The organism is Lysobacter sp. TAB13 (assembly GCF_052113885.1).
Taxonomy (GTDB): Bacteria; Pseudomonadota; Gammaproteobacteria; order Xanthomonadales; family Xanthomonadaceae; genus Lysobacter; species Lysobacter gummosus.
Genome location: NZ_JBFRDR010000011.1, coordinates 194,882 through 208,815, shown reverse-complemented (window position 1 = coordinate 208,815; position 13,934 = coordinate 194,882). Strand labels below are relative to the sequence as shown.

Annotated in this window: 13 protein-coding genes and 1 pseudogene; 8 read left to right on the top strand and 6 right to left on the bottom strand. The window is 66.2% G+C overall.

The window, feature by feature from the left end; translation table 11 throughout:
• Positions 1 to 87 (bottom strand): annotated as a pseudogene (locus tag AB4Y92_RS15195) (IS1595 family transposase); the annotation flags it as partial.
• A gap of 230 nt (positions 88 to 317) precedes the next feature.
• Positions 318 to 926, bottom strand: coding sequence for a class I SAM-dependent DNA methyltransferase (locus tag AB4Y92_RS15190; RefSeq protein ID WP_235110637.1), 609 nt, complete (start codon positions 924 to 926; stop codon positions 318 to 320).
• Positions 927 to 1,035: 109 nt separating this feature from the next.
• Between AB4Y92_RS15190 and AB4Y92_RS15185 the strand changes: the two genes are divergently transcribed.
• Entirely contained in the window at positions 1,036 to 1,458 is a 423-nt protein-coding gene (locus AB4Y92_RS15185) for a CopD family protein (RefSeq protein ID WP_441820417.1), read from the top strand.
• A 272-nt stretch (positions 1,459 to 1,730) separates the two neighbouring features.
• On the opposite strand, the gene AB4Y92_RS15180 is transcribed toward AB4Y92_RS15185, so the two are convergent.
• Complete coding sequence (locus AB4Y92_RS15180; RefSeq protein ID WP_441820416.1) at positions 1,731 to 3,440, bottom strand: alkaline phosphatase; 1,710 nt, start codon at positions 3,438 to 3,440, stop codon at positions 1,731 to 1,733.
• A gap of 224 nt (positions 3,441 to 3,664) precedes the next feature.
• Positions 3,665 to 4,837, bottom strand: a complete 1,173-nt coding sequence (locus tag AB4Y92_RS15175; RefSeq protein ID WP_441820415.1) for an MFS transporter — start codon at positions 4,835 to 4,837, stop codon at positions 3,665 to 3,667.
• A 184-nt stretch (positions 4,838 to 5,021) separates the two neighbouring features.
• Between AB4Y92_RS15175 and AB4Y92_RS15170 the strand changes: the two genes are divergently transcribed.
• Together AB4Y92_RS15170 and AB4Y92_RS15165 are read left to right on the top strand one after the other, a co-directional pair.
• A complete protein-coding gene (locus tag AB4Y92_RS15170; RefSeq protein ID WP_441820414.1) occupies positions 5,022 to 5,465 on the top strand; it encodes an ArsR/SmtB family transcription factor in 444 nt (147 codons plus the stop codon).
• Positions 5,466 to 5,666: 201 nt separating this feature from the next.
• The gene (locus AB4Y92_RS15165) at positions 5,667 to 6,989 is read left to right on the top strand and encodes a dicarboxylate/amino acid:cation symporter (RefSeq protein WP_441820413.1); all 1,323 of its coding nucleotides are present in this window, start codon (positions 5,667 to 5,669) and stop codon (positions 6,987 to 6,989) included.
• A gap of 32 nt (positions 6,990 to 7,021) precedes the next feature.
• Here AB4Y92_RS15165 and AB4Y92_RS15160 read toward each other — a convergent pair whose 3' ends face one another.
• On the bottom strand, positions 7,022 to 8,653 hold the full coding sequence (locus tag AB4Y92_RS15160; protein ID WP_441820412.1) for a DHA2 family efflux MFS transporter permease subunit: 1,632 nt from the start codon (positions 8,651 to 8,653) through the stop codon (positions 7,022 to 7,024).
• 64 nt (positions 8,654 to 8,717) lie between these two features.
• On the opposite strand from AB4Y92_RS15160, the gene AB4Y92_RS15155 reads away from it, so the two are divergent.
• The 4 genes from AB4Y92_RS15155 to AB4Y92_RS15140 all read left to right on the top strand — a co-directional run bounded on the left by AB4Y92_RS15155 (position 8,718) and on the right by AB4Y92_RS15140 (position 11,609).
• Positions 8,718 to 9,335, top strand: a complete 618-nt coding sequence (locus AB4Y92_RS15155; protein ID WP_441820411.1) for a TetR/AcrR family transcriptional regulator — start codon at positions 8,718 to 8,720, stop codon at positions 9,333 to 9,335.
• 25 nt (positions 9,336 to 9,360) lie between these two features.
• Entirely contained in the window at positions 9,361 to 9,810 is a 450-nt protein-coding gene (locus tag AB4Y92_RS15150; RefSeq protein ID WP_441820410.1) for a PaaI family thioesterase, read from the top strand.
• The gene (locus tag AB4Y92_RS15145) at positions 9,807 to 10,943 is read left to right on the top strand and encodes an HlyD family secretion protein (protein ID WP_441820409.1); all 1,137 of its coding nucleotides are present in this window, start codon (positions 9,807 to 9,809) and stop codon (positions 10,941 to 10,943) included. The genes AB4Y92_RS15150 and AB4Y92_RS15145 overlap by 4 nt, the downstream gene beginning before the upstream one ends.
• 132 nt (positions 10,944 to 11,075) lie before the next feature.
• Positions 11,076 to 11,609, top strand: a complete 534-nt coding sequence (locus AB4Y92_RS15140) for a hypothetical protein (RefSeq protein ID WP_441820408.1) — start codon at positions 11,076 to 11,078, stop codon at positions 11,607 to 11,609.
• Between the two features lie 181 nt (positions 11,610 to 11,790).
• On the opposite strand, the gene AB4Y92_RS15135 is transcribed toward AB4Y92_RS15140, so the two are convergent.
• On the bottom strand, positions 11,791 to 12,279 hold the full coding sequence (locus AB4Y92_RS15135) for an NUDIX hydrolase (RefSeq protein ID WP_215056417.1): 489 nt from the start codon (positions 12,277 to 12,279) through the stop codon (positions 11,791 to 11,793).
• A 222-nt stretch (positions 12,280 to 12,501) separates the two neighbouring features.
• Here AB4Y92_RS15135 and AB4Y92_RS15130 point away from each other — a divergent pair, with 222 nt between their 5' ends.
• Positions 12,502 to 13,932 carry a M16 family metallopeptidase gene (locus tag AB4Y92_RS15130; protein ID WP_441820407.1) on the top strand — a complete coding sequence of 477 codons (1,431 nt, stop codon included), beginning with the start codon at positions 12,502 to 12,504 and terminating at the stop codon, positions 13,930 to 13,932.
• Positions 13,933 to 13,934 lie beyond the last annotated feature (2 nt).

Sequence of the window (13,934 nt, the reverse complement as noted above, 5' to 3'; positions counted from 1 at the left end):
GAGATCCAGTGCCCAACAGCGCACGAGCGCCCGAAATCGGGCCTCGCTGATTTTCGAACGGCTGTAGTACCTGTTTTTCTTTTGCATTTCAGGAAGATAGCTGCGTTATGGGACAGCTTTGCTTCCTAAGACCCTTGAAAAAGGGGGCGAGCGCCCGGCGGTGGTACGAAGTCGGTGCAGATGCTGTAGCGCGGGGGATTTGCTTTTGCTTGTGGGAAGCGCAAAAGCAAATCCCCCCTGGCCCCCCTTTTTCAAAGGGGGGAACAGCTCAGTAGAGGGGGATCAGAAGAGGGGGAACGGTTTCGTCGTGGCTTGGATCAATCCGCTGTTTCCAACGCCGCTGTGCCGCCGCGCAGCATCGGGCCCAGCCACAGATGCGAACCCAGGGCGGCGAATCCCTGCGCGGCGAAGCGCTCGCGGTAGAACTTCGCCGGCCGGCGCTTGAAGCCGTCGGTGTCGCCTTCGATGCCGTCTTCGCGGGTGAAGGTTTCCAGGAACGCCACCCCGCCGCACAACTCGGCCAGGCCGGGCAGGCCGCGATCGAGTTCGCGCGTGTCCAGGTAATGCAGCACGTCGCTGCAGATCAGCAGATCCACCGGCGCGCACGGCCGCAGGAATTCGAAGTCGCCGAATCGGGCCAGATGCAGATTGCGGCTGCGACCGAAGCGCGCAGTGGCGTACTGGCTGCTGTCGAATCCCAGATACTGCAGGCGCGGACGCAGCTTGAGCAGCGGCGCGCGCCACGGGCCTTCGCCGCAGCCGATGTCGAGCACGCTGCGGATCGGCCGTTCCAGGTGGTACTCGGCCGTGGCGACGGTGAGCGCGACCTTGCGCGTCAGCCGCGCGGCGCCGCCGATGGCCTGATCCTTCAGGGCCGGGTCGCGGTACCAGCGTTGGAAGTAGTCGCGGTCGTATTGTTTGCTCATGGTGGCCGTGCGTGGCGTGGGGGCGTGGCATCCTAACGCGCCCGGCCGATCGCCCGCATAAGCCGCCGCCGTTCGCCGTCACTGCCAGCCCGTTTTCAGGAAGCCCGCGATGAATGCCTATGTCTGGACCAAGACCTTCCATGTCGTATTCGTGATCGCCTGGATGGCCGCGGTGTTCTACCTGCCGCGAATCCTGGTCAACATCGCCGAAGCCGGCGAGGAACCGGTGGTGCGCGCGCGTCTGGTGTTGATGGGGCGCAAGCTGTATCGCTTCGGCCACATGATGTTCGGGATAGCGGCGATCCTGGGGGTGACCTTATGGCTGGTGTTCCATATGAGCGGCGGTTGGCTGCACGCCAAGCTGGGTTTGGTCGCGGTGCTGCTGGTGTACTACATCTTCACCGGGCGCTGGCTCAAGGGCGTGGACAAGGGGCGGGCGTTGCCTTCCTCGAGCACGTTGCGCTTGTTCAATGAGCTGCCGCTGGTGGCGTTGATCGCGATTGTCTGGTTGGTGTTGGCTAAGCCGTTTTGATGGTTCTTTCTTGGGGGAAGAGCAAATCCCCCTTAATCCCCCTTTTTCAAAGGGGGAGACTGGTTTGTCGGTAGTGGGGTGGCGCTGCGATTTGCGCGATCGTTATGCGTGGCGAAAAAAAACGGCGACCCTTAGGGCCGCCGTTTTTTTACTACCGAAGCGCGTGCTGTCCCCGATCCGAAGCTCCCCCCGAAGCCCATGCCGTTCCCCCCCTTTGAAAAAGGGGGGCAGGGGGGATTTGCTCTTCAATCGGAACGCCGGCCTCAACCACCTCAGTTCTTCTTGAAGTCCTCAACCTTAGGCAACATCACCGGCACCTTGTTCGCATCGCAATCGCCCTTGGCGCACAGCGCCGCGCGCAGCTTGGGCATCGACTGCAACATGAAGTGATAGATGGTGTTCTGCTCGACGCTGCCGCGCACCGCGGCGCTGCCGGGGCCGCGCGCCCAGATGCCGACGTCGTCGCCGCCGTGGGTTTCGTTGCTGGTCGGCACCAGCGCTTCTTGCATGTAGTCAGGCGCCTGGGTGTCAACGTTGGTCAAGTCCGGACGGCCCTTCTCGATTTCCTGCATGCCGCTGGCGGTGTGCGGGAACTTGTGCGGGCCTTCAGGCTGCTGCGAGCTGGCGCCGGTGTAGCCCGGGCCGTTGCTGTAGTTGAGCGTGGTGTACGGCTTGCCCAGCGCGTCGCGGGCGTAGTCGTTGGCGTCGCCGTCTTCGCCGCTGGTGCCGCGTACCTTGCCCAGCATCGGGTTGCCGCGGACCGGGTAGCCGACGAAGCTCAGCGTGTGCGAGTGGTCGGCGGTGACCAGAATCAGAGTGTCGTCGGCCGAGGTCGCCTTGTTCGCCGCGTCCACCGCCTGGCTCAGCGCGATGGTGTCGGTCAGCGCGCGGTAGGCGTTGCCCAGGTGATGGGCGTGATCGATGCGTCCGCCCTCGACCAGCAGCACGAAGCCGTTATCGCCCTTGATCTTCTTCAGCCGCTCGATCGCCGCCACCGTCATCTCCGCCAGCGACGGCTCGCCCGCGCCGTCCTGCGGGCGGTCGTGGTCGAACTGCATGTGATCGGGCTCGAACAGCGCGAACAGCGGCTTGTCCTTCGGCGCGGCGGCGAACTGCTTGGCGTTCCACACGTACTCGCCGCCGGGGTGGCGCTGCTTCCAGGTCGCGATCAGGTCGCGGCCGTCCAGACGCTGGCCGACCTTGTCGTCGTATTCCGGATCGCGCTGCTCGACGGTCATGAAGTTGCCGCGGCCGCCGCCCATCAACACGTCCGGGCCGGTGCCGTAAGGCGATTCGATCATCTGCCGGGCGATGTCGATGCAACCCTGGGCCTTGGCCTTGTCGGTCAGGTCCATGTCGTTTTCCCAGTTGCGCTCGGCCGAATGGCTGAAGGTCGCGCCCGGGGTGGCGTGGGTGACGCGGGTGGTGGTGACCACGCCGGTGGCCAGGCCACTGCTGGCGGCGAGTTCCCACAAGGTCAGCATCGGCGCCTGCAGCGCGGCCGCGCAATCGCCGCGCTGACCTTTCTGGCCGATGCTGAGCACGCCGGCGCGGGTCTTCACGCCGGTGGCCATCGCGCTCATGGTGCCGGCCGAGTCGGGCGTCTGCGAATCGGTGTTGTAGGTCTTGCTCAGCGCGGTCGCCGGGAAGCGCTCCCAGCTCAGGCGGTTTTCTTCGCCGGGCGCGCCCTTGAGCTGGCCGTCGAGAATGCGCGCGGCGGCGACCGTGGTCAGGCTCATGCCGTCGCCGACGAACAGGATCACGTTCTTGGCCTTGCCGGTGCTGGCGCCGCGCTGCGCGGCCTGGGCGGCGCCGTCGCGGTACCACCATGCCGGGGTTTCGTCCTGCGGGTGCTTGATCTGCGGGACATCGACGACGACGCCGCTGGCGGGCGCGTCGGCGCGCGTGGTCGGCGCGGCCGCGGCGCAGGCGGTGAGCAGCGCGGGAACGAGGAGAACGGAAGCGGAACGCAGCTTGGACATGGGCGGGCCGGGCGTTGGGAATGACAAGCCGGCGATTATGCCCTGGGCGTGTGACCGCGGTTGGGCGCCGGCGCCGGTTGTACGGCGCCGGATGTTTGCTGGTCGTGGCGGTCTGGCAGGAGCGGGGAAGCAGAAACGAGTTCAGAGGAGTGAGGAGTGAGAGAAAGCACGGCCCTTACTCACTCCTCACTCCTCTGAACTCGTTTTTGCCGCCCGCCGCCCGCCTAGATAGCCATGTCCAAACGCCGATCCGCCCGATGCTCCAGAAAATTCACCACCAGCCCCAGCCCGATCACCGCCGCGGCCACCACCAGCACCTGATTGAGCCCGACCTGGCGTAGCACCGCGCCGCCGATCAGCGACCCCAGGGCGATGCCGATGTTGTAGCCCGACACGGTCAGGCTGGAGGCGATCTCGGCCGAGCCGGGAATCAGGCGGCGCGACACCTCGATTCCGTAATGCCCCAGCGACGGCGTCGAACTCATCGCGAACAATCCCAGCAGCAAGATGCCGGCGTAGGCGAACGAGGGCAGGCCGATCAGGAAATAGATCGCCACGAACAACGCCGCGATCAGCGCGTAGTTGAAGCCGATCGTGCGCGACACGCCGTACCTGGCCGCGGCGATGCCGCCGAAATGATTGCCTAGCACCACGCCGACGCCGAACAACAGCAGCAGGAAATTCGCCGTGTCCTGGCTGTAGCCCAATGAATCGATGATCAGCTTGGGCAGATAGGTGTAGGCGATGAAATAGCCGCCGAACAGCAGCACGATCTTCATCAGCGCCGACAGCACGCGCGGGTTCGAGACCACTTCGGCGAAGCGCACTTGCTGCGATTCAAGCGTGCGCGCGCCGGCCTGCGCCGGAATCCAGCGCCACATCGCCGCAGCCGCGATCAGGTAGGCGCCGCCGAGCAGCCAGAAAGTGACCTGCCAGCGGTAGTGATCGCTGACGAAACCCATGATCGGAATGCTCAGCACGATGGCGATGGTCAGGCCGGAGATCACCTGCGCCATGCCTTCGATGGTCGAGCGCGGGCTGAGCCGGCCGGCCAGCGGCATCGCCAGCGAGAAGAATAGGCCGTGGTTGGCGCCCAGCAGCAGGCGCGCGGCCAGCAGCAGGCCGAAGTGTTCGCTCATCGACGCCAGCACCGTCAGCGCGCCGGCCGCGGCCATCGACACCGCCAGGGTCAGGCGGGTGTCGTAGCGCTGCAGCAGCCGCGTCAGCACCGGTGCGCCGATGGTGACGCCGATGGCGTAGATCGCCACCAGCCAGCCCAGTTCGTCGCTGCTGCGATGCAACTGGTGCGTCAGCGACGGAATCAGCCCGACCGTGCCGAATTCGGCCGAGCCGAGGGCGAAGGCGCCTAGCAGGAGTGCGAAGAGTGCTTTGTTCATGAGGCCGGGATTGGGGAGTCGGGATTCGCGACAGCGATTGCGCAGCGATCGGGGCGATTGGGTTCGCAGGCGGGAAAGCGGAGCAGCGCCGCGGGTGAGTTCCGAATCTGGATGCGGTATAGTTCCAATATTCGGAACTATGGAAAATATAGCAGCAGGCCCCGGCTTGTTGCAAGCTGTCGCCATGAGACCTCTGCATCACCCCGCCACCGACGACATCGAACTGACCACCGTGCTGTACGCGCTCGCCGATCCGGTGCGATTGGGCCTGGTGCGCGGACTCAGCAAGGATCAGCCGGTGTCGTGTATCGGCGCCTGCATCGACGAGGAATTGCCGCGCGCGACGCTGTCGCGGCATTTCGATGTGTTGCGCTCGGCCGGCCTGGTCCATACCGTCAAATCCGGAACGCAAAATCTCAATACCCTGCGCTGCGACGATCTGGAGCGCCGTTTCCCGGGCCTGCTGAGCGCGATCCTGGATTGCGCCGGCGGCGTGCCGGCGGCGAAATATCCGGGCAAGACGCCGGCGGCGCCGGCAAAAGCCGCGGTTAAAGCCGCCAGCAAGCCCGCCGCGCGCGCCCGCCGCGGCGAGCCGGCGCCCGCGCGTGCCGGCAAGGCCCGCGCATGAAAGCGCCTGCCGCGATACGGCGTTTTGCCGAAGCGGTTCACACTAATGAAGTTTCGTTGCCGGCTTATGCACTTCCATCAGCCGGCGCGATGGCGAAGCTGTTTATCGTGTCGTCCTCTCGCGCCGCCGCCCGCGCGGCGCGCGCATTCGCAACCGCGCGCGCAGGCGCGTCCCACGCTGAATTGACTGGATAGTCCCGCGATGAGTGCTCTGTTCTCGGCCTGGTTCCGCATTCCGTTCTGGCAACGCGTGGTCGGCGGCTTCGTGCTCGGCGCGCTGGCCGGCTGGGCCTTCGGTCATTCGGCCGAGACCTGGTTCGGGCCGCTGGGCGATCTGTACGTCACCCTGATCAAGATGATCGCGGTGCCGCTGGTGTTCTTCGCGGTGATCAACGCGGTGGCCTCGCTGCACGGGCAGAAGTCGATCGCCGCGCTCGGCGGCCGCACCTTCCTGTGGTTCGCGCTGACCGCGGTGCTGGCGGTCGGCGTCGGCCTTGCGGTCGGCACGATCCTGCAACCGGGCACCGGCGTCATCGGCCTGGCGATGGATTCGTCCTACAAGCCGCGCGACGTGCCCAGCGTGACCAAGGTGCTGCTGGACGTGGTGCCGAGCAATCCGTTCTACGCCCTGACCGGCATCGGCACGACCAAGAACGCGGCCGGCGAAACCGTGCTCGCCGCCGGCAAGGGTTCGATCCTGCCGGTGATCTTCTTCGCCGCGCTGCTCGGCTTCGCCATGGTCAAGCTCGGCGAAAAAGTCGCTGGCGTGCGTAAGCTGGTCGGCGAAGCCAGCGAGCTGATGATCCAGGTCACCCGCTTCGTCCTGGAATTCACTCCGATCGGCACTTTCGGCCTGATCGCCGCGCTGGTGGGCGCGTACGGTTTCGAAAAGCTGCTGCCGCTGGGCAGTTTCGTCCTGGCGCTGTATCTGGCCTGCGGCATTCATATCGTTGTGGTCTACAGCGGCCTGCTGCTCGCGCACGGCCTGAACCCGCTGAAATTTTTCCGCGGCGCCGCGCCGGGCATGCAGGTGGCGTTCGTGAGTTCGTCCAGCTTCGCCGCGATGCCGGTGGCGATGCGTTCGATCACGCACAACCTCGGCGTCAACAAGGATTACGCCGCGTTCGCTTCGCCCCTGGGCGCGAGCATCAAGATGGACGGTTGCGGCGCGATCTATCCGGCGCTGTGCGCGGTGTTCATCGCGCAATACACCGGCACGCCGTTGACCGCGGACCAATACCTGATCGTGCTGATCGCCTCGGTGCTGGGCAGCTTCGGCACCGCCGGCGTTCCCGGCACGGCGGTGATCATGGCCACCGTGGTGCTCAGCGCCGCCGGCCTGCCGCTGGAAACCATTGGCTATCTGTACGCCATCGACCGCATCCTCGACATGATGCGCACCATGACCAACGTGACCGGGCAGATGCTGGTGCCGGTGCTGGTGGCGAAGGAAACCGGCCTGCTCGACCGCGCGGTGTACGAGGCGGCGCCGACCAACGTCGGGATCGAGCAGGAAAACGCTTAGCGCAGCGCGGCGCCGCCGAAACGGCGCCGTTCTCAATGCGCGTCGGCCGGCGGCGGCGCGTTCGACACGGCCGGCCGGCAGAACGGCACCATGATCAGCGCCGCGGCGAACATCCATGCCATCAGCCGGAACACGTCGTTGAACGCCAGAGTCAGCGACTGCCGCGCCACCACCTTGGCCATCTCGCCCTGCGCGATCAACAGCGCCTGGGCCGGGTCGGGCGTGAGCGCGCCGACCTTTGCTGCCAGATCGGCGATGAAGCCGCTGGCATGGCGCCCGGCTTCGCCCAGGCTCTCGCCGAAGTGCGCGGCATGGATGCGGGTCTGGTCGCCGAGCCAGGTGTTGACGATGGCGATGCCGAGCGCGCCGCCGAGATTGCGCATCAGATTGAACAGCCCCGAGGCGTAGCGCAGCTCGGTCATGGCGAAACCGCCCAGGGCCATGGTCACGCTGGGCACGATGCACATCATCACCGCCAGCCCGCGCAAGGCCTGCGGCAGCAAGAACGCGCCGAAGCCCCATTCGGCGGTCAACTGCGAAGTCATCCACAGGCTGCCTGCGAACAACACCAGTCCCAGGGTGATGATCTTGCGCGGATCGACCCGTTGCGAGGCGCGCGCGACCAGCACCGTGCCGAATAACTGCGCGATGCCGGTGACGAACACGGTGGTGCCGATGTCCAGGCTGTTGTAACCGCGCACCCGCCCCAGGAACACCGGGATCAGATAGGTCGATGCGTACAGGCCGAAGCCGATCACCAAATTGAAAACGCAGGCGAACACGAAGGTGGGATTGCGAAACGGCGACAACCGCACGATCGGCCCCTGCGAGCGTAACGAACGCTCCAGAAACAAACCGAACGCCACCAGCGAAAACCACGCCGCCATGACGATGCCGTCGTCCTCGAACCAATCGTGGCGCGGGCCTTCTTCCAGCACGTACTGCAACCCGCCCAGGAACACCGCCATCGCCAGCAGATGCGAATAGTCGATGCGTTTGAGCATCGGCAGATTGGCGTGATCGACCCGGATCAACGACAGCGACAACGCCGTCACCGCGATGCCGGGGACGATGTTGATGTAGAAGATCCAGCGCCATCCGGCCACGTCGGTGAGCCATCCGCCGACAGTCGGCCCTAAGGTCGGCGCCAGCACCGCGACCATGCCCAGCACCGCCGGAATCAACGCGCGCTGCGGCCCGGAGAACAGGGCGAAGCCGGTGGCGAACACGGTCGGGATCATCGCGCCGCCGACGAAGCCCTGGATCACCCGGAAGGCGACCATCGAGTCGATGTCCCAGGCCAGTCCGCACAGCGCGCTCGACAGGGTGAACAATCCCGCCGACAAGGCGAACAGCCAGCGCGTGGACAGCGCCTGGGTCAAAAACGCCGAGAACGGGATCATCACCAGCTCGGCCATCAGATAACCGGTCTGCACCCAGCTGATCTCGTCCGGCCCGGCCGACAGCCCGGCCTGCACCTCGTTGAGCGAGGCGGCGACGATCTGGATATCCAGCAAGGCCATGAACTGGCCGAACGCCATCACCCCAAAGATCAACAGCTTGCGCGCCTTGGGCAGATCGCCCGGCGCGATCAATGCCGGCGCGGCACTAGGCGGGGCGGCGTCTGGATGGGCGTCCCCGGCGGCGACAACGGATGCGTTCATGGGTGCTTGCCAATCGCGGAGGACTTAGTATGATGATTATCATATAAGGCGCCAGGGTCAAGCGATGCGCTACGACAGCGAACACAAACTCAAGACCCGCGAGCGGGTGCTGGCGGCGGCGGCCGAAGCGATTCGCAGCCAGGGACCGCATCGGATCGGCGTGGCCGCGGTGATGAGCGAAGCGGGCTTGACCCACGGCGGCTTCTACGCGCATTTCGCCTCGAAGGACGAACTGGTCACCGCCGCGATCGATCACATGTTCATCGACGCGCGCGGGCGCTTCGAAAAATACGCGCCCAGCGACAAGCCGGCGGCCGAGGCGCTGCGGGGCTATATCGATTTCTATCTGTCCACGCGCCATCGCGATGCGATGGGCAAGGGCTGCCCGGTAGCGGCGCTGGCCGCGGATGTTCCGCGCCTGTGCCAGGCCTCGCGCGAGCGTTTCAGCCAGGGCGTGACCGCTCTGAGCGAGCACATCGCCGCGCCGTTAGCGCAGCTGGGCCACGCCGATGCCGGCGCGCTGGCGCGTTCGGTTCTGGCCGAACTGCTGGGCACCTTGGCGATGGCGCGCAGCGAGCCCGACCCGGTGCGATCGGATTCGATCCTGGCCGACGCGCGCGTGCTGATCAAACGCCGCCTGGGACTGGATGCCGGCGCCGCCGCCGTCGCGAAATCGAACTGACACCGCACGCCTTCGGAGAAACGCGATGAGTCTCGTGGAAGAAACCGGCGCCGGCCTCGACGGCTTGGGCCAACTGCACGCATTGATCGCGGCCGGGCGCAGGCCCGGCATCGCGATCTCGCTGGATTTCGATCTGGCCGAAGTCGGCGACGGCACCGCGGTCTTCGTCGGCACGCCCGGCCAGCACGCCTACAACCCGATCGGCATGATCCACGGCGGTTACGCCGCGACCTTGCTCGATTCGGCCTGCGGCTGCGCGGTGCACACGAAACTGAGCGCGCAGCAGCTCTACACCACCTTGGAAATCAAGGTCGCCTATCACAAGGCGATCACCGACCAGAGCGGGCCGATGCGCGCCGAAGGCCGGGTGATTTCGATCGGCCGCCGCGCCGCGTTCGCCGAAGCGCGGCTGATCGACGCCAACGGCAAGCTGCACGCCTCGGCGACCTCGACCCTGCTGGTGATGGAGCGATGAACGCCGCCGCCGACGGCGCGGCCAAGCCGCGCTGGAAGCCTTCGCGCAAGGCGGTGATCGCGGTATCGGTCGCCGCTGCGTTGGCGATCGCCGGCGCGGCCTACATCGTCTCGCCCAAATCCTCCGTGTCCACCGACAACGCCTATCTGCAGGCCGACAGCTCGGTGATCGCGCCCAAGGTGCGTGGCTTGGTCGCGCAAGTTTTGGTGCGCCACAACCAGGCGGTGAAGCGCGGCGATGCCTTGCTGCGCATCGATTCGGAAGAATTCGACGCCAAGGTCGCCTCCGCCTCGGCCGATCTGCAGGACGCGCGCGCCGCGGTGCAGGCCGCGCAGGCGGCGTTGTTTTCGCTCGATGCCGAGGAAAAACTCGCCGCGGCCTCGGTGCATGCGGCGCAGGTGTCGATCCGCGCCTCCGATGCGCAGAGCGAAGTGGCCCAGGCCAATCGCGTGCGTTACGACAATCTGGTCGCCTCCGGCGCGGTCGCGCGTCAGGATGTGGAGCAGTTCCGCGCCGCGGCGGTGACCGCGCAGGTCGGCGCACAGCGCAGCCGCGCCGAGTTCGCGGTAAGCCGCAATCAGGCCGGCGTGACCCGGGCCAAGCGCTCGCAGCTGATTGCCGCGCAGGCGCAGGCGCAGGCCACCGTCGCGCGTGCGCAGGCGGCGTTGAATCTGGCGCTGCAGGATCAACGCCACACCCTGATCCGCGCGCCGATCGACGGCGTCGTCGCCGACCGCCAGATCGAGCAGGGCGACTACGTGCAGCCCGGCACGCGGGTGATGAGCATCGTGCCGCTGGGCGCCTTGTATGTCGTGGCCAATTTCAAGGAAACCCAGACCGCGCGCATGACCGTCGGCCAGCGCGCCAGCATCGAAGTGGACGCCTTGCCCGGCACGGTGTTGAACGGCCGCATCGACAGCTTCGCCCCGGGCTCGGGCTCGCAGTTCTCGCTGCTGCCGTTCGAACCGGGCACCGGCAACTTCACCAAGATCGTCCAGCGCGTACCGGTGCGGATCCGCTTCGATGCCGATCAGCCAGAACTGGCGAGATTGCGGCCGGGGCTGTCGAGTACGGTCAGCGTGCGATTGGAGGCGCCGACGCGTGCGACGGCGATGCTGATGCCGGGTTCTTGAGTTTCTGCGCGGCTCCTTCGCCTGCGATCCAGCCCAACGCGCGACCCTCTGGCCTGCACGCTGGCTATCCGGTTATCGTGAGCCCATGGGAGCGAACATTGCCTGCCGCTTGATTCAGTCACGGAGGACAAGATGAAGTCATGGATGGCTGCGATTGCGGCCCTGAGTTTGGCCGCCTGCGCCAGCACGCCCACACCCCGCGAAGACCCGCGCAGCGGCGCCGTCGGTGTGCGTTCGATCGACAAGCTCATGCCGTCCGACGACCGCATGCAACTGGCCGACAACGAAACCTTCCAGATGCCGCTGGCCGAGGCGGGTAACGCGGTGCCGGTGTATCCGGCCGAGTTGTTGGCGCAGCGGTTGGCGCCTCAGACCGTGTGCCTGCGGGTGGCGATCGGCGCCGACGGGCGGGTCATGGACAGTCAGCCTATCGACGATGTGCAGGCCGGCTGCGCGATCGGGTCGGATGCGCGCTTCGTCGAAGCCGCGCGCGCCGCGGCGGCGCAGTGGCGTTTCGATCCTGCCTTCCGCTGCGTCTATCCGGGCGCGAAACCCGATGAGCAAGGCTGCGTGACCGGGAAGGAAGAATCGGTGGCGGTGAGCCTGGCTTTCAGCTTCGTGTTCGAGCAGAAGGACGGCAAGGGGTCGGTGCGGGTCGGCGGTTGAGGGTTTGCGAGGTGCCGGCCTTTGCGTGGAACATTTTTGTGGGAGGGGCGCTTTTGTGGGAGGGAGCTTTAGCCCCGATGCTTTTTTATCAGCACAGGTGAAAATTCGGTGACCTGACCGAAAAGCATCGGGGCTAAAGCTCCCTCCCACAAAAACTGCCCTCCCACAAAAGCGCCGCCCCTCAAATCCGCGAAAACTTCCAAGACACCATCCGCCCGTCGCGATACGGCATCACCCCATGGAACGGCCGCGGGTCGGCGTCGAACACCAGCGGCAGGAATTCGCGGTCGCCTTCCCACATCGGCAGCTCGTGCAGGCGCTCGATGTCCACCCACTCCAGCGTGCCTTCGGGATTGCTCGCGAACGGCGCGCCCTCGAAAGCCGTGATGGTGAACACGAAGCCCAGCCAGTCCTCGCCGTGCTTGCCGAAGCCCGGCCAGCTGATGGTGCCGCGCAACTGCATGGCGGTGCAGTCGATGCCGGCTTCCTCGAAGATCTCGCGGCGCATGCCCGCGACCACGTCTTCGTCGGCCTCGAGCTTGCCGCCCAGGCCGTTGTACTTGCCCAACTGGTGATCGTCGGGGCGGGCGTTTCGATGGACCATCAGCACTTGGCGGCCATCGGGCGAAATCACGTAGCCCAGGGTGGCCACGATAGGCGTGTACGGCATCGGGGGATCGGCGTCGGAAAGGGCGCAGCGGGACTGCAGGCGCACAGTGTCGACGATTCGTCCGATAACGGCCAGCGGCGCCGGTCTCCCTACGTGACTTTCGACCTGCCCCGGTGTCATCGGCGCGGGTTAAGGTGCCCGGGCCCGCGGCGACGGCATGCGGCCATAATCGCCACGGATCCATCACGATCCGAATATCTAGACAAGGACAGGGAGCACTCCATGCGCAAGCGTCACCTGAGCGTGCTGCTGGCCGGCCTGACCACGATCACGACCGCCGCGTTCGCTACAGCGTCCGCGGCCGAGAGCGATCGCTGGCAAGTGCCGGTGGCGGTCAAGAAACTCGACAACGGACTGACCGTGGTCGTATCGCAAGACCACACCTCGCCGACCGTCGGCATCAGCGTGGTCTACCACGTCGGCATGCGGCTGGAGCCCAAGAACCGCACCGGCTTCGCGCACCTGTTCGAGCATCTGATGTTCCAGGGCACGCCGGTCGCGCCGAAGGGCGTGTTCGACAAGGTCATCAGCGGCGGCGGCGGACGCAACAACGGCTCGACCCGCCCGGACTTCACCAACTACATCGAAATCGCGCCGGTGTCGGCGCTGGACCGCCTGCTGTGGCTGGAAGCGGACCGGATGAAGACCCTGGACTTCAATCCGGACACGCTGAAGAACCAGCAGGACGTGGTCAAGGAAGAAATCCGCGTCAACGTGAAGAACCAGCCCTACGGCGGCTTCATGTGGATCGACATCAGCCAGCATGCGTTCCAGAAGTGGGAGAACAATCACGACGGCTACGGCAGCTTCCAGGATCTGGAAAACGCCAGCCTGGCCGACGTGCAGTCGTTCCACCGCGATTACTACGGCCCCAACAACGCCGTGCTCGGCATCGCCGGTGACATCAGCCCGGACGAGGCGTTCGCGCTGGCCGACAAGTATTTCGGCGCCGTCCCGGGCCGCCCGACGCCGGCCGCGCCGGACTACAGCGAAGGCCTCAACACCGCCGAGAAGCGCATCAACCAGACCGACGCGCTGGCGCAGGTGCCGGCGATCGCCGCCGCCTGGAAGATGCCGGCGCGCGGCAGCCGCGATCACGCGCCGATGGCGGTGCTGGGCAACGTGCTGGCCGGCGACGACGCTTCGCGTCTGTATCAGGGCCTGGTCAAGCAGCGCCAGATCGCCTTGAACGTCGAGCCGCTGTACGGCCTGGTCGATCCGTGGACCTACAACGGCCCCACGCTCTACACCTTGTTCGCGCTGTACAAGCCCGACACCAACGCCGACGCGGTGCTGGCCGCGATCGACGAGGAAGTGGCCAAGATCGCCCGCGACGGCGTCGATGCGGCCACGCTCAAGCGGGTCAAGACCAAGATGCTGGCCGACTGGTACAACGGCCTGGAGAGCTTCATCGAGCGCGCCAACACCATCGCGCTGATGCAGACCCTGTGGGGCGATGCGAACGTGGTCAACAAGATCCCGGGTTTGATCGAAGGCGTGACTTCGGCCGATCTGCAGCGCGTGGCCAAGACTTATCTGACCCGCGCCAACCGCACCGTGATCGATCGCCGGCCGGCCGCCATGGCCGCCGCGCCCGCGGCCAAGGCCGACGCCGCGCCCTCCCAGACGGCCGCGCCGTCGGGCAAGAACTGAGG

What these genes read in the sequence shown, in the direction of transcription:
- AB4Y92_RS15190 (WP_235110637.1), bottom strand. Translation starts at nt 926, where the DNA reads ATGAGCAAACAATACGACCGCGACTACTTCCAACGCTGGTACCGCGAC.
- AB4Y92_RS15185 (WP_441820417.1), top strand. Translation starts at nt 1,036, where the DNA reads ATGAATGCCTATGTCTGGACCAAGACCTTCCATGTCGTATTCGTGATC.
- AB4Y92_RS15180 (WP_441820416.1), bottom strand. Translation starts at nt 3,440, where the DNA reads ATGTCCAAGCTGCGTTCCGCTTCCGTTCTCCTCGTTCCCGCGCTGCTC.
- AB4Y92_RS15175 (WP_441820415.1), bottom strand. Translation starts at nt 4,837, where the DNA reads ATGAACAAAGCACTCTTCGCACTCCTGCTAGGCGCCTTCGCCCTCGGC.
- AB4Y92_RS15170 (WP_441820414.1), top strand. Translation starts at nt 5,022, where the DNA reads ATGAGACCTCTGCATCACCCCGCCACCGACGACATCGAACTGACCACC.
- AB4Y92_RS15165 (WP_441820413.1), top strand. Translation starts at nt 5,667, where the DNA reads ATGAGTGCTCTGTTCTCGGCCTGGTTCCGCATTCCGTTCTGGCAACGC.
- AB4Y92_RS15160 (WP_441820412.1), bottom strand. Translation starts at nt 8,653, where the DNA reads ATGAACGCATCCGTTGTCGCCGCCGGGGACGCCCATCCAGACGCCGCC.
- AB4Y92_RS15155 (WP_441820411.1), top strand. Translation starts at nt 8,718, where the DNA reads ATGCGCTACGACAGCGAACACAAACTCAAGACCCGCGAGCGGGTGCTG.
- AB4Y92_RS15150 (WP_441820410.1), top strand. Translation starts at nt 9,361, where the DNA reads ATGAGTCTCGTGGAAGAAACCGGCGCCGGCCTCGACGGCTTGGGCCAA.
- AB4Y92_RS15145 (WP_441820409.1), top strand. Translation starts at nt 9,807, where the DNA reads ATGAACGCCGCCGCCGACGGCGCGGCCAAGCCGCGCTGGAAGCCTTCG.
- AB4Y92_RS15140 (WP_441820408.1), top strand. Translation starts at nt 11,076, where the DNA reads ATGAAGTCATGGATGGCTGCGATTGCGGCCCTGAGTTTGGCCGCCTGC.
- AB4Y92_RS15135 (WP_215056417.1), bottom strand. Translation starts at nt 12,279, where the DNA reads ATGCCGTACACGCCTATCGTGGCCACCCTGGGCTACGTGATTTCGCCC.
- AB4Y92_RS15130 (WP_441820407.1), top strand. Translation starts at nt 12,502, where the DNA reads ATGCGCAAGCGTCACCTGAGCGTGCTGCTGGCCGGCCTGACCACGATC.